The following is a 19,053-nucleotide window of genomic DNA, read 5'->3' on the forward strand; positions in this document are numbered from 1 at the left end:
CCATCCGGCACCGGATCATGGGCCGCAAGTGACCCCGCGTTGTTTGCTGCCTCGGGATTAGAGTAAGCACGCAGGGACAGCCAGGATCCGGGAGGCACCATGACCACGCTCGTCAACCGTCCCAACACGGCATTGCTCGTCGTCGATATGCAGATCGGCGTCGTCGCCGAGGCATACCGCCGCGACGACGTCGTCGCAACAATCGCCGCGCTCGTGGACAAGGCCCGCGACGCCGGGGTGGACGTCGTCTGGGTGCAGCACAGCGGTGAGGAACTTCCGCGCGGCAGCGACGGCTGGCAGTACGTGCCGGAGCTCGCACGCCGCAGTTCGGAGCCGCTCGTGGCCAAGGAGTACAGCGACGCCTTCGAGGCCACCGACCTGGAATCCGTGCTGGCCGGGCGCGGCATCGGGCGCTTCTTCCTGGCCGGTGCGCAGACCGACGAGTGCATCCGCTCGACCCTGCACGGCGCGATCACCCGCGGCTACGACGTCACGCTGGTCGCCGACGCACACACCACCGAGGACCTGACCGAGTACGGCGCCCCGCCGCCGGCTCTGGTGGTCGCGCACACCAATCTGTACTGGCAGTACCACAAGGCGCCGGGGCGGACGGCGGGAACCGTCAACGCGGCCGACGTCGAGTTCGCCGGCCAAGCAGGGTCCTAGCCCTTCATGATTTCCGCGCGCTGGGCCATGTATTCCTCCATGGACAGCTTGCCGTCGGTGTACTGCTGGTCGAGCTCGGCCAGCTTGCGGGCCCGGTAGCCCTGCCCGGCCGACGGCGGCGGCGGAGACTGCGGCGCCTTCGCCTGTCCCGCGCCCGGCGCCGGGGGAGTTTGCGATGCCTGCGGCCGTTGCGGTTGCGGCGGGTTGTTCAGGTACTCGGGGCTGTCCTCGTAGGGGACGGGCGACTGGTAGCCGACCGGGTTCGGGTACTGCTGGCCGGGGTATGGCTGGTTCGGGAACGGCTGGTCCGGAAACCGGGGACTGGGGTTCTGCGGGTTCGGGTACTCCGCGCTGGGGTACTCCGGGCTGGGGTATTGCGGGTTGGGATACGGCTCGTTGGCCGGACCCGACTGCTTCGGGGCGCCCAGCTGGCCAAAGCCGCCGAAGTAGTCCTGCTGGGTGTAGCCATCACGCGGCTGGTTGCCCTGGCCGGGGTTGTTCTGGCTGCCCGGGAACCGGCCGAACTGTCCCGGAGTGCCCTGGTTCCGGCCGCGGGCAGACCTGCGGTAGAGGCGCATCGCCACGGGAACCAGGAAGGACAACACGATGATCCAGAAGAACATACTGCTCACGGTACTGGGCCTTTCAGCTGCTGGGCCTTCTCATCTGCGGGCTCATCTGTAGGGCCGGAGAAGTGTCCCTTCAGCTTATGCCCCGCAGGCTCAGGCCCGAAGCCTCAGGACCGGACAGCGTCCTCGGCGCCGGGCGGGCCTTCGCCTGAACCAAGCGGAACGCCGGGACCGAACACCGGGCCGGCCAGCGGCCGCTTGGCCGTCATGCCGTCGCCGGAGGAGCGGTGCCGCAGCCGGCGGACCACCCAGGGGACGAAATACTCCCTGGCCCACACTAGGTCCCCGCTGCGCGCCTCGCGCCAACTGCGCTGCGGCAGCGGTTTGGGGGAGAGGGGCTGGAGCGTGTGCTCGACGTTCAGCGAGTCCAGCACCATGGCCGCGATCGTGTGGTGGCCCAGCGGTGAGAAATGCAGCCGGTCGACATTCCACATCTGCGGGTCATTGAGCTGGCGCAGCGACCACATGTCCGCGATCACGGCGTCGTGGCGCGCGGCGATCGTGCGCAGGTTCTCGTTGTAAATGGCCACCTTGCTGCGGATCCGGCCCAGCACTGTGGAGCCGGTATCCGGGCCGTTGAACAGGACGACGGTGGCGCCGCCCAGGCTCAGGATCTGCACCACCGAATCCAGCTTTTCGGCGAGCACGTCCGGATCGCCGCCCGGGCGGATGAGGTCGTTTCCGCCTGCGGAGAGCGTGATGAGGTCCGGTTTGAGGGACAGGCAGTGAGCCATTTGCTGGTCCACGATCTGCTGCAGGAGCCGGCCGCGGACGGCCAGGTTCGCGTAGGCGAAGTCGTTGTGCCCACGGCTGAGTTCCTCGGCCACGCGGTCCGCCCAGCCCCGATGGCCGCCCGGACTGGCCGGTTCCGGGTCGCCGATGCCCTCCGTGAATGAGTCGCCCATCGCCACATAGCGGGTCCACGGGTGGGTGACGGTGTCAACGGTGGTCTCGGCTGGGGTGTCCGGTGAATTTTCCATGGGATCGGTTTTGCTCACCCCCTTATCCTGCACTGTTCCCGTTTAGCTGCGCCACCGTAATTTGTTACCGCCGGGTAACTGTAAGAATAGTTCCATGACTCACGCTGACGCCTTCCCCGCCCCTGTCGTCCAATGGTCCCAGCCGGAGCAGGAACGGGCCGGCAAGCCGCTTCTTGTCCTGTTGCACGGCTACGGCGCCAACGAACAGGATCTGCTCAGCCTGGCCGGGATGCTGCCGCAGGAATTCGCGGTGGCCTCGTTGCGCGCCCCGATCGCCATGGGACCGGGCTTCACCTGGTTCCCGCTGACAGGGTCCATTGACTATTCGCTCGACGCCGTCAAGGTCGCGGCAGGCTACGTTCAGGACTGGCTCGACGGCGTCAAAGCCAACCACCCGTCGGTGACGCTGTTGGGGTTCTCGATGGGCATGGCCATGGCCACCACGCTGCTGCGGCAGCGGCCGGCGGACTTTGCCGCCGTCGTCGGGCTGTCAGGTTTTGTCGTCGATGCCGGCGATGACCCCAGCTTCCGCGACGGCGAACTGGACGGCACTGTGCCGCTGTTCTGGGGGCGGGACCAGCAGGACCCCGTGATCACCGAGGACAAGATCGACTACACCGTCGGCTGGGTGCGCAAGCACGTGTTGCTCACCAAGGTCCTCTACACGGGCATGTGGCACGGCATCAACCAGCAGGAGATCGGCCACGTCTCGGAGTTCCTCACGCATGTGGTGCTCAACGCCAAGAAGTAGGCGCGCCGGGGAGGTGTGCGCCAGGGAAGCGGGCGGCTAGGCGGCCGGGGGCGCGCTGATCCGCACGGTCCGGCCGTTCACGGTGACGGTGTCGCCGTCGTGCAGCTGGCGGCCGCGGCGCTCGTCGATTTCGCCGTTGACCTTCACAAGCCCGTTCTTGATCAGTTCCGCGGCCTCCACGCCGTCCTCGACCAGATTCGCAAGCTTCAGCAGCTGGCCCAGCCGGATCATGCTGTCGCGGATAGTGATGTCTTCGAATTCCGGATTGCTCATACAAGCAATAATGCCTGACCTAAGGTGGCACCTATGACCCATCACCGCCGTCTTCCGCTGATCGTCGGCCTGCCCATGGCCGTCGCGACGGGACTTTTCATCCCGATCCAGGGCCGGATCAACGGCGCCCTCGGGGTGGCGCTGGGGGACGGAATCGGTGCCGCCATCGTCAGCTTCAGCACCGGACTGCTGGTCATGACGGTCATTTCCCTGGCCTTGCCCCGGGGCCGGGCAGGGCTGGCGCGGATCCTGCCGGCCGTGCGCGAACGGCAGTTTCCGCCGTACTACGTCCTGGCCGGCTGCATCGGTGCCCTCTTCGTCTTCGCCCAGTCCTTCACCGTGGGACTGCTCGGCGTCGCCCTCTTCACGGTGGCCGCCGTGACGGGGCAGACCCTCAGCGGCCTGCTGGTGGACCGGATGGGGATCGGACCGGCGGGGAAGAGGCCCATTACCGGCATCCGGGTGCTCGGCAGTGTGCTCACCGTCGCCGCCGTCGCCTGGGCGGTGTCGCCCAGGTTCAGCGCCGGGGAATCCGCGCTGCAGTTGCTGGTTCCAGTGATGCTTCCGCTCCTGGCCGGGTTCCTGATGAGTTTCCAGCAGGCCATGAACGGCACAGCCACCGTGCACTACGGCACCCCCATCGCCGCGACACTCGTGAACTTCATCGCCGGAGCGGCCCTGCTGTGGGTGGCATGGCTGATCAAACTCGCCGTGGCCGGGGCCGGCAACCCCCTTCCGGCGCAGTGGTGGTACTACCTTGGCGGCCCGCTCGGCTGCATCTTCATCGGCATCGGCGCCCTCCTGGTCCGCAGCCTGGGCGTGCTGGTCACCGGCCTCGGCATGATCGCCGGCCAGCTGCTGGGGTCCCTCGGCCTGGATCTCATATTGCCGGTGCCCGGAACGGTGATCGCCCTCCCGACGGTCCTCGGCACCATCCTGACGCTCGGCGCCATCGTCCTGGCCACCCTGCCCTGGCCCAAGGGCGCGCTGAAGCGGTAGCGGGCCGGTAGGCTTGGAGTTTGCATTGCATTGTTCGTATCGTCCCGGCCGGCAACCAGCCGGCGTCCCGGGGCCAACACCACGGACCGCACCCAGCGGCCCTGTAGAAAATTGGAGTTCCCATGGCAGCAAAATCCGTCCTCGACCAGATCATTTCCCTCGCCAAGCGCCGGGGATTCGTTTTCCAGGCCGGTGAAATCTATGGTGGCTCCCGTTCTGCGTGGGACTACGGCCCGCTCGGCGCCGAGCTCAAGGAAAACATCAAGCGCCAGTGGTGGCAGTCCGTGGTCCGCGGCCGCGACGACGTCGTAGGCCTGGATTCCTCCGTCATCCTGCCCCGTCAGGTGTGGGAGGCCTCCGGCCACGTCGACGTGTTCTCCGACCCGCTGGTGGAGTGCCTGTCCTGCCACAAGCGTTACCGCGCGGACCACCTCGAGGAAGAGTACGAGGAGAAGAAGGGCCGTCCCGCCGAGAACGGCCTCAAGGACATCGCCTGCGCCAACTGCGGCACCCGCGGCCAGTGGACTGAGCCGCATGAATTCTCCGGGCTGCTCAAGACCTACCTTGGCCCCGTCGCCAGCGAAGAAGGCCTGCACTACCTGCGGCCCGAAACGGCCCAGGGCATCTTCGTGAACTTTTCCAACGTCCTGACCACCTCGCGGAAGAAGCCGCCCTTCGGCATCGGCCAGATCGGCAAGTCCTTCCGCAACGAGATCACGCCCGGAAACTTCATCTTCCGCACCCGCGAGTTCGAGCAGATGGAGATGGAATTCTTCGTCGAGCCCGGCACCGACGAGCAGTGGCACGAGTACTGGATGAAGGAACGCATGTCCTGGTACACGGGCCTGGGCATCCGCGAAGAGAACCTGCGCTTCTTCGAGCACCCGCTGGACAAGCTCAGCCACTACTCCAAGGGCACCACGGACATCGAATACCGTTTCGGATTCCAGGGCTCGGAGTGGGGCGAGCTCGAGGGCATCGCCAACCGCACCGACTTTGACCTCTCCACCCACGCCAAGGCCTCCGGCGCGGACCTGAGCTACTTCAACCAGGCCACCAACGAACGCTACACCCCGTATGTGATCGAGCCCGCGGCCGGCCTCACCCGTTCGTTTATGGCCTTCATGATCGATGCCTACACCGAGGACGAGGCCCCCAACGCCAAGGGCGGGGTGGACATCCGCACCGTGCTCAAGCTCGATCCGCGCCTGGCGCCGGTGAAGGCGGCCGTGCTGCCGCTGAGCCGCAACGAGGACCTGTCCCCGAAGGCCAAGGACCTCGCAGCGCAGCTGCGCAAGAGCTGGAACATCGAGTTCGACGACGCCGGCGCCATCGGCCGCCGCTACCGCCGCCAGGACGAGATCGGCACCCCGTTCTGCATCACCGTGGACTTCGACACGCTCGAGGACCAGGCCGTCACCATCCGCGAACGCGACACCATGAGCCAGGAACGCGTCTCCCTGGACAAGGTGGAGGGTTACCTGGCCGCACGGCTGATCGGCGCCTGAACATGGCCATCGCATACCGGGAATGGCGGGAAGGCGACGACCTCGCGCTGCTGGAAATCTGGGGCGGCCCTGAGACCGTCCAGGCCGGACAGTTCCGCGGGACGCTGTCGCCCTCGGGCAATTCCCCATGGCGCCGCTGCATCGTGGCCGAGGACGTTGTGGACGGTGTCGCCATTCCGGTGGCGGCCGCCGTGGTCCACGAGGCCTCGCTGCACCCTGAACGGCTCTGGGCGTATGTCGAGGTCGCCCGGGACCACCGCCGCGCCGGCCTCGGGTCCACACTGCTGACCATGCTGCGGCACGAGGCCGCCCAGGCGCCGTCGGGCGTGTCCAGACTGCGCTGCAAAGTGGAGCCGGGCACCCCCGGTGCGGCGTTTGCCGAGGCCGCGGGCCTGGCCCCGATCCAGCGCTCCCGCCTCGTCGTCGTTGACCCGGCTCCGCTCAAGCTGCCGGTGTTCGGCGACGGTTCGGAGTCCGCGGCCACCGACCAGGTCGAAGACCTGGCCACGGGCTCGGTGGAGCTCAGCGACGTCGTGGGACGCTACTACACCGCCGTGCACGGCTGGGACAGCCCGGGGGAGCTGAGCGTCGCCGCGGTGCAGCGCCTGTTCCTGGATGACCTCAGCGGCGCCCACGGAGCGATTGTGCTGCGGGCGCCCAAGGCCAGTGCCTTCGGACACGGCATCGCGGCCAGCCGCAAGGGCCGGCTGGAGGGGTTCGCCGTCAGCTACGCCCAGGGAATTCCGGGAGCCGACGGTGGCGCCGATGCCGGTGCGCCCTCGACCACTGAGCCAACTGAGGTGTTCCTCGGGCACGAGCCCAAGCTTGGCGCGGACGAGGCCAAGGCCGCCGTCCGGGACCTGTTGGCCCTGATCGCTTACCAGCACCCGGTGATGCTCGAACTGGACGACGCAATGACCGCCCTGCGCACCGTCGTCGAACCGCTGCTCGAGAGCGGCAAGGCCCATGTCCAGGGCTCGGAAACGCTCGTCGTCTCCGACCCGGCCTAGGCCTTAACCCGACTGACCCGCAGCTGTAGCCGTATAAAGCTTGATAACGGCCACGGCTGCGGGTCAGCATGCGTTAAAGCAGTTATTTGGGCATCACCGGCGGCACGAAGTCGAAGGTCATGCCCAGCAGCCAGACGAGCAGCAGGACCACTGGCAGGTGGAAGACGAACTGCAGGAAGGTGAAGCCCACCAGGTCCCGGGCGCGCAGCCGCAGCACCGCGAGCAGCGGCAGCATGAAGAACGGGTTGACCAGGTTCGGCAGCGCCTCGGCGATCTTGTAGATCTGCACGGTCCAGCCGAGGTTCATCTGCACGTCGGTGGCCGACTGCATCACGTAGGGCGCCTCCACCAGCCATTTTCCGCCTCCGGAGGGGACAAAGATGCCGAGTACAGCCGTGTAGAGGGCAATGACGACGGCGAAGCCGCCGCCGCTGCCGATGTCCGAGAAGAACGCCGCGAGGTGGGTGGAGAGGCTCATGCCACCGGTTCCCGTGGCCTTGGTCAGGATGGCCGCCATCGCCGCATACAGCGGGAACTGCACGAGGATGCCCGCGGTGGCCGGGACGGCCTTCGTTACGGCCTGCAGGAAGTTCCGCGGCGTCCCGTGCAGGACCAGGCCCAGGATGAGGAACACCAGCAGGTAGCCGTTGAGGCTGCTGACCACGCTGAGGAACGGCTTGGTGAGGAACTGCGAGACGAGCCAGCCGAGCGTGAGGACGCCCGCCAGGATCGGCAGGCCCCGGCTGTATTCGAGCCATTCGCCCGGCCGGGAACGCGGCGCGGACTCGGCCGGCTCGTCGTCCAGGTCTACGCCCAGGTCCTCTGCGGTGCGGATCGAGCCGCCCTGGGGCGCGGAGAAGTGCGCAATCACGGTGGTCAGGGCGATCAGGATGGCCAGCGTCAGCAGCGACTGCCAGGTAAAGATCGTGGTGCCGAAGTCCAGGATGCCCGTGATCTTCAGCAGCGCCGGCGGCAGCGACGCGGCCGTGGCCTGCAGCTGCGCGGCAGAGGAGGACAGCCCCAGTGCCCAGACGGCGCCGAGGCCCATGAACGCCGCCGAGGCCCATGAACGCCGCCGCGCCCAAGGCACGGTAATCCACCGTCAGGTCCTTGCGGCGGGCAATCGCGCGGGCCAGCAGTCCGCCGAAGATCAGGCTGAGCCCCCAGTTGAGGAAGGACACGGACATGGCGAGCACGGCCACGAAGCTCACCGCGGTCCGCGCCGTTGACGGCACGAGCGCCAGCCTGTTGATCAGTCTCGCCACGGGCGGGGAGGTGGCCACGACGTAGCCGGTGAGGACCACCATGGCCATCTGCAGGGTAAAGGCCGTCAGGTCCCAGAAGCCGTTGCCGAACGAGTCGGCGATTGCCTGGGGCGTGGCGCCGATGGCGAGTGCGGCCACCGCGATGATGACGACGCCGGCGAGGGCGAAGATGTAGGCATCCGGGAACCACCGCTCCGTCCATGCCGCCATGCGTTGGGCTATCCGTGCGAGACCGCGTTCTTCGGTTCCGCTCTTGGTCACGACTGTGCTTGCCACAGGTGTCCCTCTCCATTGAGTGCTTTTTGTACCCCATGGAGTTTAGTCAAGACGATGGCGGAAGTAGGGCTTATCGGCGCTTGGCACCTGCGCGCCGGGGGCCGTCGGCCTTGTCGAGCCGGCGTCTTTCCTCCTCAGTCGGGGCGCCGCCGCCGAGACCGGCCGGCATCCACCAGGCCCCGGGGGCCGGTCGCAGGGGGAAGTCGGCGATGCCGGCGTCGATCCCGTCCTGCAGGGTCTTGGCCAGGCGCGCCGTGGCGGTCCGGGCGTCGTCGGACGGGTCCGGGAGTGAGCCCGGAAGGATCGGCTCGCCGACGTGGATGCGGACCGGGGCGCGCCAGGCGCGCCGCGGCGAGAAGGCATGGTGGCGGGTCATCAGCCGGTGGGCGCCCCAGACGGAGACCGGGATGATCGGCACGCCGGCCTCGGCGGCCATCCGCACCGCACCGGTCTTGCATTCGCGCACCGTGAAGCTTCGGCTTACGCCGGCCTCGGGCAGGACGGCGACGTATTCGCCCTCCCTAAGCCGGGCGACGGCGGCGTCGTAGGCGTGTGCTCCCGATCCGTACCCGACCACCACATGCCCGGCGGCGCTGACCGCGGGGCCGGCAAACCAGTGGTCGGCGGCGCCCTGCGTGATGAGGAAACGCAGCTGGGCCCGGTTGTGCCACCACAGCAGCATCTCGGCAAAGGCAAAGTCGAGGTAGCCGAAGTGCGTGATCGCGACCACGGCGCCCTGGCCGGGCACCACCGGGCGGGACGGGAGGCGGGTTGATGCGCTTCGGGTTGAGGCAGTGGGCGGCCCGGGCTGGGGCAGGTGCTCCCGCCCCGTGACGAGGACGCGGATCCGGAACAGCCAGCGCAGCGCCAGCCCGGTGCGGACAATGAAACGGTAGAACCGGTCGCTGGGCTCCGGCCGCCACTTCACGGGCCGCCAGCCCAGCCAGTGCCGGGCACCTGCCGGGCCGCGCACGTCAGTGTCCGCCCACCCGCCGCCGGGGCGGCCAGGGCAGGAAGCCGGAGGTGGAGTCGATGTATTCCTTGTACCCGGGACGCGCGGACATTGCCTTTTCCGTCAGCGGCTTCCCGGTCTTGCCGGCGAGCGTCCAGATCATCAGGGCGGGGGAGAGAACGGTCAGGACACCCGGCCAGGAATCGGCCGCCACCAGGAACAGCCCTGCCCAGACGGCGGCGTCGCCGAAATAGTTGGGGTGGCGGGTGTAGCGCCACAGTCCGGTGTTGAGGACGGTGCCGCGCCTGGCGGGATCGGCCTTAAACTGCGTCAGCTGCCAGTCGCCGACCGTCTCGAACACGAAGCCAAGGATCCAGAGCAGGACGCCGGCGAACGCCAGCCAGCCCAGGCTTCCCGTGGCGAACATGCCGACCTGGATGGTGAGCGAGACGAAGAACATCACCAGCCCCTGGGGCAGGTAGACCCGCCGCAGGGCATAGACGTGGCGTGATCCGGGCGCTCCGGCGAGCATGTCCACGTAGCGCGGGTCCTCGTGGCCGCCGCGTGCGCGTGCCCCGATGTGGACGGCGAGGCGGATGCCCCACACGGCGACCAGGGCTAGCAGCAGCAGCCGCCTGCCGGCGTCGCCGTATCCGGCCGAAAGCACCCAGGAGATGCCGGCCACCACCACGAAGCCCAGACCCCAGACGGTGTCGATGACGGAGTGCCGGTTCTGCCGCACGGCAACCGCGAAAGTCACCCCGAGCAGCACCACGAGTCCCACGATGACCCAGGGCAGGCTGCCAAGGAAGGCATCGAGCGGGAACGGCGGCATCACAACACCACCGGCATACGCGTTCCGGCCGCCGGCGGGGCTCCGCCGAGGGCGCTGCGCAATGCGTCCCTGGCGCCGGAAACATCGGCCTCCGTTGCCTCGCCGAAAGCGTCCAGGACGAAACCGTTCGCAAGCACGTTCCACAGTGCCAGCCGGCGGATCATGAAATGGCCGGCTTCCTTGAGCGAGACGTAGTCAACGGACGCGGCGACGCCCTCGGCGCGCCGGGCGTAGTCCAGTGAGTTCGCCGGGCTGGTCCAGCGGTCCTCGGTCCCGTGGACGATCAGGACGCGGCGGCCCGCGACAGGCTGGACCGAAGTCTTGTGGTTCAGCCACGGCGCGAGCGCGACGACGGCTTCGACCTGCGGGTCGTCGGCCACGCACAGCGCCGTGAGACCGCCCATGGAGTGGCCCAGCAGGTACACCGGCACGCCGGGATGTTCCTGGCTGATCCGGGCGAGCGCCCAGCGGGCATCGTGAACGGGGGACATGTCCTCCCCGTTCCAGCCGCGGTAGCGGTTGCGCAGGGTCCACGCGGCCAGCCCGTGCGGGCCGCCCTGCCTGTGCAGCGCCCGGGCGAAGGGCACCATCCGGGCCGGACTCAGGTGCCGGCCGCGGACAGCGTCAAAACTGTCGGCCCGACCGCCGTGCAGGATCAACACGACTCCGCGGGTCTCCCCGGCGGCTTCGGCGATGGTCAGCACGGCTTTGGCGGCGGGCCCGGAACGGCCCGCCTCCGGCTCGCGGTCGTCGAGTTTGCGCATTGCCACGTATGTGTCCTTCCGGTCCTTCGTCCGTCAATTACCAACCATAGGTTGCGGCCCGGTCCCGTCAAGGCCGGTGGTCCCTAGTGTGGATTCGGAGCCGGCGCCCCCGGTGATGGGTGCGGCCGGCATGCGTGCATTTGCTGGCGCCCTTGACGGGGAAATGCGGGAAGAGTAGGCATGAGCAGGTAAACCTCCGGGCGCCACGCCGGCTGGGAGCGCAGAGAACCGTCCGGTCGAATCTCACGACGAAATCGACGGTATACAAAATGAACGGAACACAGTTCGATAGCCTGCGCGGGCAAGTCCGCGGGCAGATCATCACGCCCGGCGACGCCGGCTACGACGCGGCACGGGCAGTCTTCAACGGCATGATCGATAAAAGGCCGGCAGCGGTGGCCCAGGTATCCCAGGTGGCCGATGTCATCTCCTGCGTCAACTTCGCCCGGGACAACTCCCTGGACCTGGCGGTCCGCGGTGGAGGACACAGTGCCCCGGGCTTTGGCACGTGGGATGACGCCCTGGTCATCGATTTCTCCAACATGACCGGCGTCCGGGTTAATCCGGCAGCCGCGACGGCGCGCGCGGAGCCGGGTGCGACGTGGGCCGACTTCAACCACGCGACCCATGCCTTCGGGCTGGCAACTCCCGGCGGCATTGTCGGCTCGACCGGCATCGCCGGGTTGACCCTCGGCGGCGGCATTGGATACCTGAGCCGCAAGTATGGCCTCAGCTGCGACAACCTCCTCTCTGCCGACGTCGTCACGGCCGAGGGAAAATTCCTTACCGCCAGCGAAAGCGAGAACGAGGACCTGTTCTGGGCGTTGCGCGGCGGCGGCGGGAACTTCGGCGTCGTGACGTCGTTCGAGTACCGGATGCACCCCGTGGACATGGTCCACGCCGGCATCATCATTTACCCCATCGAGCATGCCGAGACGGTGGCGCGGTTTTACCGGGACTACATGGCTACCGCCCCTGAAGAGTTTGGCGCGTTCCTGGGCTTCCACCAGGGTCCTCCTGTTCCGTTCCTGCCCGAGGAATGGCATGGCAAACCGGTGTGCGTCATCGTCGGCATGTGGACCGGTGATCCGGCGGAAGGTCCGGCACGCTGGCAGCCGTTCCTGGACGCCGCGCCGGCGGCGGGATCCATGGTGGGACCAATGCCGTACCCCGCCTTGAACTCGGCTTTCGACCCGCTGCAGCCCCCTGGCATGCAGGCCTACTGGAAAGCGGATTTTCTGGCGGAACTGAACGACGGTGCCATCGCGGCGCACATCGAACACGGCAGCAAGGTCCCCAGCGTGCAGACCGCGGTACACATCTACCCCATCGATGGTGCGGTCCAGCGGGTGGGCGCGACGGACACGGCGTTCGCCAACCGGAACGTGAAGTTTTCGCCCGTGATCGCGGCGCAGTGGATGGACCCCGCGGAAAACGAGGCAAACATCGCGTGGGTGAGGGACTACGCGGCCGCGCTGCGGCCCTATTCTGCCCCCGGCGGCTACATCAACTTCATGGATGGCGATGACCTGCCCAGGGTTGCGGAGAACTACGGGGAGAACTACAAGCGGCTGAGGGAGGTCAAAGCCAAATACGATCCGCAGAACCTCTTCCACGTCAACCAGAACATCGCGCCGGTGTAAGCGCGGCGTCATCGGTCCTGAGCGGAACCGCCCACGCCGTAAAGTTTTCGGCATGAGGTTGAACTGCTGATGGGCGCCGGACACTCGCACTCCCACAACGAACATCCGGAGCCGACGCCTCAAATGTTGGCTGCGCGGAAGAAGGCCAACTGGATCCTGGCTGCCATCCTGATCCCGCTGACGCTGCTGACCCTGGCGGCCATGGCCTTCATGTGGCCGTCGGGAAGCAAGGAAGGCATCACGCTGGCCAGCCCGTACGCGGCGGCCCCGGGGGTGACGTTTGACACCGGCAAGATCCAGCGGGTCGTCGTCGGCAGCTGTTCGGATATCCAGGCCGGCGGTGACGCCGCCCAGCAGGGCACCTCCGGTTCCGGCGCCGCGCCGCAGCCGCCGAACGAGGGCTCTCAATGCACGTTCGCCTACACTGAGCCGGACAAGGGCGGCAACCCGGTGAAAGTGGTCATCAACCCTGACGTCGCGAAGTCCCACGGCGTGAAGCCCGGGGACGGGATCCGCTACCTGAACCTCTCGAAGGTGCAGGACGCCGAGGGCCAGGGCGCGCCGGCCTATGTCTTCGTCGACTTTGTCCGGACCCTGCCCATCATCTTCCTGGCCGTGCTCTACGCCGTCGTGGTGATCGCCGTGGCGCGCTGGCGCGGACTGCGGGCCCTGATCGGGCTTGTCGGCGCGTACGTTGTGCTTGTCTCGTTCATGCTGCCCGGGCTGGTCGAGGGCAAGCCGCCGCTGCTGCTGGCTCTCGTGGGATCCACGGTGATCATGATCGGGGTGCTCTACTTCGCCCACGGCTTCTCCGCCCGCACGTCGACGGCGCTGCTCGGGACGATGTTCGGCCTCGCTATTACGGCGCTGCTGGCGGCCTGGGCCACCGACGCCGCCAACCTCGCCGGTGTGGGCAGCCACGACGCTGCCACCCTGACCAACATCTCGGACAACATCTCAATCTCCGGCATCATCCTGTGCGGACTGATCATTTCCGGGCTGGGCGTGCTCAACGACGTCACCATCACGCAGTCCTCGGCCGTCTGGGAACTGTGGGAACTCGCCCCCGAAACCAGCGCCCGGCAGCTCTTCACGTCCGCCATGCGGATCGGCCGGGACCACATCGCCTCCACCGTCTACACCATCGCGTTTGCCTACGCCGGCGCGGCCCTGCCGGTGCTGATCCTGGTCATGCTCTACGAGCGGCCGCTCGGGGACGCCCTGACCAGCGCCGAACTCTCCGAGGAAGTCATCCGCACCCTCGTCGGCTCCGTGGGCCTCGTCCTGGCCGTGCCGGTCACCACCCTCATCGCCGTGCTGGTGGTCAAGGCCACCGGCATCAGGGGTGGTGCGGTGGCAGGGCCCGCGTCGGAACGGACTCCGTCGGATCGGGGCAGGCCGGTAGGGCCCGCGTCGGACCGGATCGCGCCGGATGGGGCCGCCCCGGATTGGGGCGGGTCCGACCCGGGCGGGTCCGACGGCGCCGGTGCTGCCACGCGCCGCGGGCGGCGGGCCGCACTGCGGGGCTGACGAGGAATCTGCAGGCACCCCGAACGCCGCCAGATCGGGAAGATTTCCACATAGCCGGAGCGGGACCGGGCCGATTTGCCCGTCTTTGAGACAATGGTCGGGTGACTGTTGTAGCAACCCCTCCCGCCCCCAAGCTGGAACTCCCGCCCCTGAAGCTGGGCCCGATCACGGTGGACACCCCCGTGATCCTGGCTCCCATGGCGGGCATCACCAACTCCGCCTTCCGCAGACTGTGCCGTGAATACGGCGGCGGCCTGTACGTGGCGGAGATGGTCACCTCGCGCGCCCTCGTCGAGCGCACGCCGGAGTCGCTGCGCATCATTTCGCACGACGACGACGAAAAAGTCCGTTCCGTCCAGCTGTACGGCGTGGACCCCGTCACCGTCGGCCAGGCCGTCCGGATGCTGGTGGAGGAGGACCGGGCGGACCACATCGACCTCAACTTCGGCTGCCCCGTGCCCAAGGTCACCCGGCGCGGCGGCGGATCGGCCTTGCCGTGGAAGATCGACCTCTTCACCTCCATCGTCCAGACCGCGGTGAAGGAAGCCTCCAAGGGCAATGTCCCGTTGACCATCAAGATGCGCAAGGGCATCGACGAGGACCACCTGACCTACCTCGATGCTGGCCGGATTGCCCGCGATTCCGGCGTCGCAGCCGTCGCCCTTCATGGCCGCACGGCCGCCCAGTTCTATTCCGGCCAGGCCGACTGGTCCGCCATCGCCCGGCTGCGCGAAGCCCTGCCGGACATTCCCGTTCTCGGCAACGGAGATATCTGGTCCGCGGAGGACGCGGTCCGGATGGTCCGCGAAACGGGTGTGGACGGCGTCGTCGTCGGCCGTGGCTGCCAGGGCAGGCCCTGGTTGTTCGGCGACCTCATGGCCGCGTTCGAAGGCAGCGACCAGCGGCACCGGCCGGACCTGCGCCAGGTTGCCGAGAGCGTGTACCGGCACGCTGAGCTCATGGTCGAAACGTTCGGGGACGAGGGCAAAGCCCTGCGCGAAATCCGCAAGCACATTGCCTGGTACTTCAAGGGCTACGTGGTCGGCAGCGAACTGCGGACCAAGCTGGCGCTCGTCACCAGCCTGGAGGTGCTGCGCGGCACCCTGGACCAGCTGGACCTCGACTCGCCGTATCCCGGAGGCGACGCCGAGGGTCCGCGCGGCCGCGCTGGTTCGCCCAAAAAACCGGCCCTGCCAAAGGACTGGCTGCTGAACCGGACGCTGGATGACGCCCAGACCCGCGATATTTCCTTCGCCGAACTGGATGTCTCCGGTGGCTGAGACCCGGACCACCGCGCCCGTCCTGGACGGGTATACCTCCCGCGACTGGGCCCGCTGGGTCGAGGAGCCGCCCAAGAGCACCTACCGCTCGGACTTCGAGCGTGACCGTGCAAGGGTCCTGCACTCCTCGGCGCTGCGCCGGCTCGGCGCGAAGACCCAGGTGGTGGCCCCGGATACCGACGACTTCGTCCGGACCCGGCTCACGCACAGCCTCGAAGTTGCCCAGGTGGGCCGCGAACTGGGCCGTGCGCTGGGCTGTGACCCCGACGTCGTGGACACCGCATGCCTCAGCCACGACCTCGGCCACCCGCCTTTCGGCCACAATGGCGAAGCCGCCCTCAACGAGGTGGCGCACGGGATCGGCGGCTTCGAAGGCAACGCCCAGACGCTGCGGCTGCTGACCCGGCTGGAGCCAAAGGTCCTCGCCGCCGACGGCCGGCCGGCCGGCTTGAACCTGACCCGGGCCAGTCTCGATGCCGCCGCCAAATACCCGTGGTCCGCGGTAAACGCCCCGGTCATCCACGGGGAGCGGACCAGCAAGTTCGGTGCCTACGAGGACGACCTCCCCATCTTCGACTGGATCCGCGACGGCGCCCCGGAACGCCGGTCCTGCCTCGAAGCGCAGGTCATGGACCTGGCGGACGATATCTCCTACTCGGTGCACGACGTCGAGGACGCGATCGTGGCAGGGCATTTCCAGCTGCGCTGGATGGACAACCCGGACCACCGCGCCCGCGTCGTCGGCTACGCCAAGCAGTGGTACCTGCCGCACAACGATCCCGCCGCGATCGACGCCGCCCTGGCCCGGCTGGAGGCCACGGATGTCTGGGTGCGCGAGGCCGACGGCAGCCGCAAAGCCATGGCGGCGCTCAAGGACATGACCAGCCAGCTCATCGGCCGCTTCTGCCAGAGCGCGCTGGAGGCCACCCGCACGGTCTACGGTCCGGAAAACCTGACCCGCTACAACGCGGAGCTGATCGTTCCGGATGAAACCGTGATGGAAATCGCGGTCATGAAGGGCCTGGCCACCACCTTCGTGATGACCACCGAACACCGGCAGCCCATCTACGAGCGTCAGCGTGAGGTCCTGCATGCCCTCGTCACCGCGCTCAGCGCCACGGGGGACCGCCATCTGGAACCGATGTTCGCCGCCGACTGGCTCGACGCGGGCGACGACGCCGCGCGGCTGCGTGTCGTCATCGACCAGGTCGCGTCGTTGACGGACGGCTCGGCGCTGGCCATGTACGAGCGTCTCGTGGGCAGCCTGCCGTCGCTGTGGTGAGGGCCCCCATGGCCGGCCCGTCGGCGTCGTACCCGGGGACTAGGATGGCAATGTGGCCGGCCTGATCAAACGCGAAGACATCGATGAAGTACGCCAGCGCACCGACATCAAGGAAGTCGTCGACGGTTACGTGACGCTCAAGGGAGCCGGGCTCGGGTCCTACAAGGGTCTGTGCCCCTTCCACGACGAGCGTTCTCCATCTTTCACCGTTCGACCCCAGGTTGGCCGGTACCACTGCTTTGGCTGCGGCGAGGACGGCGACGTCATCTCCTTCGTCCAAAAGCTGGACCACATCTCCTTCCACGAGGCCGTGGAGAAGCTGGCCCACCGGATCGGCTTCGAGCTCCACTACGAGGACGGCGGCTCCGGGCCCAACCGGGAGGACATCGGCCGGCGCCAGCGGCTGCTGGACGCGCACAAGGTGGCCGACGAGTTCTTCCGTGCCCAGCTGCTCACCCCCGGCGCCGCTGAGGGCCGCAACTTCCTCTACGGGCGCGGCTTCGACCGTGCGGCGGCCGAACAGTTCGGCGTGGGCTACGCGCCGCAGGGCTGGGACTCGCTCCTCAAGCACCTCCGCGGCCGCGGCTACACGGACCCGGAACTCAAGCTGACCGGCATGTTCTCTGAAGGCGGCCGGGGGATCTATGACCGTTTCCGCGGCCGGCTGATCTGGCCCATCCGGGACATCGCCGGCGACACCATCGGCTTCGGTGCCCGCAAGCTCTACGAGGACGATCAGGGCCCGAAGTACCTGAACACCCCCGAAACCGCGCTCTACAAGAAGTCCCAGGTCCTTTACGGAATCGACCTCGCCAAGCGCAACATCGCCAAAGACCGCCAGCTCGTGGTCGTGGAAGGCTACACCGACGTCATGGCCTGCCACCTGGCCGGCATTCCGACGGCGGTAGCCACGTGCGGGACCGCCTTCGGCACCGAGCACATCAAGATCGCCCGCCGGTTGCTCTCCGACGACGGCAGCGGGGGAGAGGTCATCTTTACGTTCGACGGCGACGCCGCCGGGCAGAAGGCGGCCCTGCGCGCCTTCGAAGAGGACCAGCGGTTTGTCGCACAAACCTTCGTGGCGGTCGAACCCAACGGCGCGGACCCCTGCGAACTGCGCCAGTCCAAGGGCGACTCCGCCGTCCGGGATTTGATCGGTAGCCGCCGCCCGCTGTTTGAGTTCGCCATCCGGGCCACCCTGAAGCGGCACAATCTGGACACGGTCGAGGGCCGGATCGCTGCCCTGCGTGAATCCGCGCCCGTGGTGGCGCAGATTCGCGACGCCGGAATCCGTCCAGCCTATGCCCGGGAGCTCGCCGGCTGGCTGGGGATGCCGGTCGAGGAGGTCAGCAGGGCCGTCGGCGCGGCGACCAAACGCGCCGCACAGGCTGCATCGGCTCCGCCGGGCGGCGGCCAGGCCCAGAGTCACGGGCAAGGGGGCGGGCAGGGGTATGCAGGGTCCGGCCGCGGCTTTGCCGGGACCGCGCCCGGCGTTGCCCCCTTGCCGCCGTCGGCCGTACTCCCGTCCTTCAACCGCCCTGATCCCCGGGACCCCGTGGCCGCGATGGAGCGCCAGGCGCTCGAGGTCGCGCTGCAGGAACCCGGCATGCTCGAGGGCGAGACTTGGCAGCGCTTCTCGGAGGCGCGGTTCTCCACACCCGCCTATCTCGCCATCCACGAGGCCATCCGGGCCACCGGACTCGGGTTTTCGGGGGATCCGGTGCGCTGGGTCGAGCAGCTGCTGCAGGAGGTCCCTGAGCCCCTGCGCCCGCTCGTGTCCGAGCTCTCCGTGGTGCCCCTGCCGGCCAACACCCCCGAAGGCGTCCTGCGCTACTGCAAGGACATCCTCGCCCGCTTGTTCGAGCTCCAGATCACCCGCGTCAAGGCCGAGAAGATGGGCCAGCTGCAGCGTCTGGACGCCTCGGCCGACCCCGAGGAATTCCAGCGGCTGAATCGCGAACTCATGCAACTTGAGATGCAGCGGCGGTCCCTGCGCTCGGACGCCTGAGCCGCCGATTTCGTTTCCCGGGCTGGTGTTTGCTAGGCTTATACCCGCTTCATTCCTCCTTAGCTCAATTGGCAGAGCATTCGACTGTTAATCGAAGGGTTGCTGGTTCAAGTCCAGCAGGAGGAGCGCGCAGTCCCCGTTCCGGGTTCCGGAACGGGGACTTTTTTATACCCGGAGGGGGTATTTCGCGACTGGCAGGCGCTGGCCCCGTGGCCGATTTCCCTACCGGCAAAACCTTTGCTAATGTCGTACCTGCTTCATTCCTCCTTAGCTCAATTGGCAGAGCATTCGACTGTTAATCGAAGGGTTGCTGGTTCAAGTCCAGCAGGAGGAGCGGACAGGTCCCGCGGCCGGTGAAAACCAGCCGCGGGACCTTTTTTATTTCCTCTTTTTGTTGCCCCG

17 protein-coding genes, 2 tRNA genes and 1 pseudogene are annotated in these 19,053 nt (G+C 67.8%); 12 read left to right on the forward strand and 8 right to left on the reverse strand.

Annotated elements, in window-relative coordinates:
• Positions 1-99 precede the first annotated feature (99 nt).
• Positions 100-666 (forward strand): isochorismatase family protein, encoded by a 567-nt coding sequence (locus AC1DFR_RS03725; RefSeq protein WP_476872753.1) that lies wholly within the window; start codon positions 100-102, stop codon positions 664-666.
• On the opposite strand, the gene AC1DFR_RS03730 is transcribed toward AC1DFR_RS03725, so the two are convergent.
• On the reverse strand, positions 663-1,289 hold the full coding sequence (locus tag AC1DFR_RS03730) for a hypothetical protein (RefSeq protein ID WP_476872825.1): 627 nt from the start codon (positions 1,287-1,289) through the stop codon (positions 663-665). The two genes, AC1DFR_RS03725 and AC1DFR_RS03730, sit on opposite strands and share 4 nt — an antisense overlap.
• A gap of 113 nt (positions 1,290-1,402) precedes the next feature.
• Positions 1,403-2,275: an SGNH/GDSL hydrolase family protein gene (locus tag AC1DFR_RS03735; RefSeq protein ID WP_043437127.1), complete on the reverse strand. Its 873-nt coding sequence runs from the start codon at positions 2,273-2,275 to the stop codon at positions 1,403-1,405.
• 94 nt (positions 2,276-2,369) lie between these two features.
• Between AC1DFR_RS03735 and AC1DFR_RS03740 the strand changes: the two genes are divergently transcribed.
• A complete protein-coding gene (locus tag AC1DFR_RS03740) occupies positions 2,370-3,026 on the forward strand; it encodes an alpha/beta hydrolase (RefSeq protein WP_476871577.1) in 657 nt (218 codons plus the stop codon).
• Between the two features lie 36 nt (positions 3,027-3,062).
• Here AC1DFR_RS03740 and AC1DFR_RS03745 read toward each other — a convergent pair whose 3' ends face one another.
• Positions 3,063-3,299 carry an RNA-binding S4 domain-containing protein gene (locus tag AC1DFR_RS03745; protein ID WP_018774572.1) on the reverse strand — a complete coding sequence of 79 codons (237 nt, stop codon included), beginning with the start codon at positions 3,297-3,299 and terminating at the stop codon, positions 3,063-3,065.
• Positions 3,300-3,332: 33 nt separating this feature from the next.
• Between AC1DFR_RS03745 and AC1DFR_RS03750 the strand changes: the two genes are divergently transcribed.
• The 3 genes from AC1DFR_RS03750 to AC1DFR_RS03760 all read left to right on the forward strand — a co-directional run bounded on the left by AC1DFR_RS03750 (position 3,333) and on the right by AC1DFR_RS03760 (position 6,816).
• Entirely contained in the window at positions 3,333-4,298 is a 966-nt protein-coding gene (locus AC1DFR_RS03750; protein ID WP_476872754.1) for a DMT family transporter, read from the forward strand.
• 122 nt (positions 4,299-4,420) lie between these two features.
• Complete coding sequence (locus AC1DFR_RS03755; protein WP_028278290.1) at positions 4,421-5,806, forward strand: glycine--tRNA ligase; 1,386 nt, start codon at positions 4,421-4,423, stop codon at positions 5,804-5,806.
• Positions 5,807-5,808: 2 nt separating this feature from the next.
• A complete protein-coding gene (locus AC1DFR_RS03760; protein ID WP_476872755.1) occupies positions 5,809-6,816 on the forward strand; it encodes a GNAT family N-acetyltransferase in 1,008 nt (335 codons plus the stop codon).
• A gap of 82 nt (positions 6,817-6,898) precedes the next feature.
• On the opposite strand, the gene AC1DFR_RS03765 is transcribed toward AC1DFR_RS03760, so the two are convergent.
• From AC1DFR_RS03765 to AC1DFR_RS03785, 5 genes and pseudogenes are all read right to left on the reverse strand, one after another.
• Complete coding sequence (locus AC1DFR_RS03765; RefSeq protein WP_476872756.1) at positions 6,899-7,906, reverse strand: TIGR00366 family protein; 1,008 nt, start codon at positions 7,904-7,906, stop codon at positions 6,899-6,901.
• A 28-nt stretch (positions 7,907-7,934) separates the two neighbouring features.
• Positions 7,935-8,291, reverse strand: a pseudogene (locus AC1DFR_RS03770) (TIGR00366 family protein); the annotation flags it as partial.
• 136 nt (positions 8,292-8,427) lie between these two features.
• Positions 8,428-9,285 (reverse strand): lysophospholipid acyltransferase family protein, encoded by an 858-nt coding sequence (locus AC1DFR_RS03775; RefSeq protein WP_476872826.1) that lies wholly within the window; start codon positions 9,283-9,285, stop codon positions 8,428-8,430.
• 46 nt (positions 9,286-9,331) lie between these two features.
• On the reverse strand, positions 9,332-10,144 hold the full coding sequence (locus tag AC1DFR_RS03780) for a DUF1295 domain-containing protein (RefSeq protein WP_476872757.1): 813 nt from the start codon (positions 10,142-10,144) through the stop codon (positions 9,332-9,334).
• The gene (locus tag AC1DFR_RS03785) at positions 10,144-10,908 is read right to left on the reverse strand and encodes an alpha/beta hydrolase (RefSeq protein ID WP_230008914.1); all 765 of its coding nucleotides are present in this window, start codon (positions 10,906-10,908) and stop codon (positions 10,144-10,146) included. Before AC1DFR_RS03785 ends, AC1DFR_RS03780 begins: the two co-directional genes overlap by 1 nt.
• A 269-nt stretch (positions 10,909-11,177) precedes the next feature.
• Here AC1DFR_RS03785 and AC1DFR_RS03790 point away from each other — a divergent pair, with 269 nt between their 5' ends.
• From AC1DFR_RS03790 to AC1DFR_RS03820, 7 genes are all read left to right on the forward strand, one after another.
• Positions 11,178-12,551 carry an FAD-binding oxidoreductase gene (locus tag AC1DFR_RS03790; protein WP_476872758.1) on the forward strand — a complete coding sequence of 458 codons (1,374 nt, stop codon included), beginning with the start codon at positions 11,178-11,180 and terminating at the stop codon, positions 12,549-12,551.
• A gap of 69 nt (positions 12,552-12,620) precedes the next feature.
• Positions 12,621-14,081, forward strand: a complete 1,461-nt coding sequence (locus AC1DFR_RS03795) for a YibE/F family protein (protein ID WP_476872759.1) — start codon at positions 12,621-12,623, stop codon at positions 14,079-14,081.
• A gap of 101 nt (positions 14,082-14,182) precedes the next feature.
• Positions 14,183-15,361 carry a tRNA dihydrouridine synthase DusB gene (gene dusB / locus AC1DFR_RS03800; RefSeq protein WP_018774562.1) on the forward strand — a complete coding sequence of 393 codons (1,179 nt, stop codon included), beginning with the start codon at positions 14,183-14,185 and terminating at the stop codon, positions 15,359-15,361.
• On the forward strand, positions 15,345-16,643 hold the full coding sequence (locus AC1DFR_RS03805; protein WP_230009400.1) for a deoxyguanosinetriphosphate triphosphohydrolase: 1,299 nt from the start codon (positions 15,345-15,347) through the stop codon (positions 16,641-16,643). The genes dusB and AC1DFR_RS03805 overlap by 17 nt, the downstream gene beginning before the upstream one ends.
• A gap of 52 nt (positions 16,644-16,695) precedes the next feature.
• Entirely contained in the window at positions 16,696-18,651 is a 1,956-nt protein-coding gene (gene dnaG / locus AC1DFR_RS03810; protein WP_476871570.1) for a DNA primase, read from the forward strand.
• A 53-nt stretch (positions 18,652-18,704) separates the two neighbouring features.
• A tRNA-Asn gene (locus AC1DFR_RS03815) sits at positions 18,705-18,777 on the forward strand.
• A 135-nt stretch (positions 18,778-18,912) separates the two neighbouring features.
• Positions 18,913-18,985, forward strand: a tRNA-Asn gene (locus AC1DFR_RS03820).
• The last annotated feature ends 68 nt before the right edge of the window (positions 18,986-19,053 follow it).

It is taken from the genome of Arthrobacter sp. 05T410 (assembly GCF_056396505.1).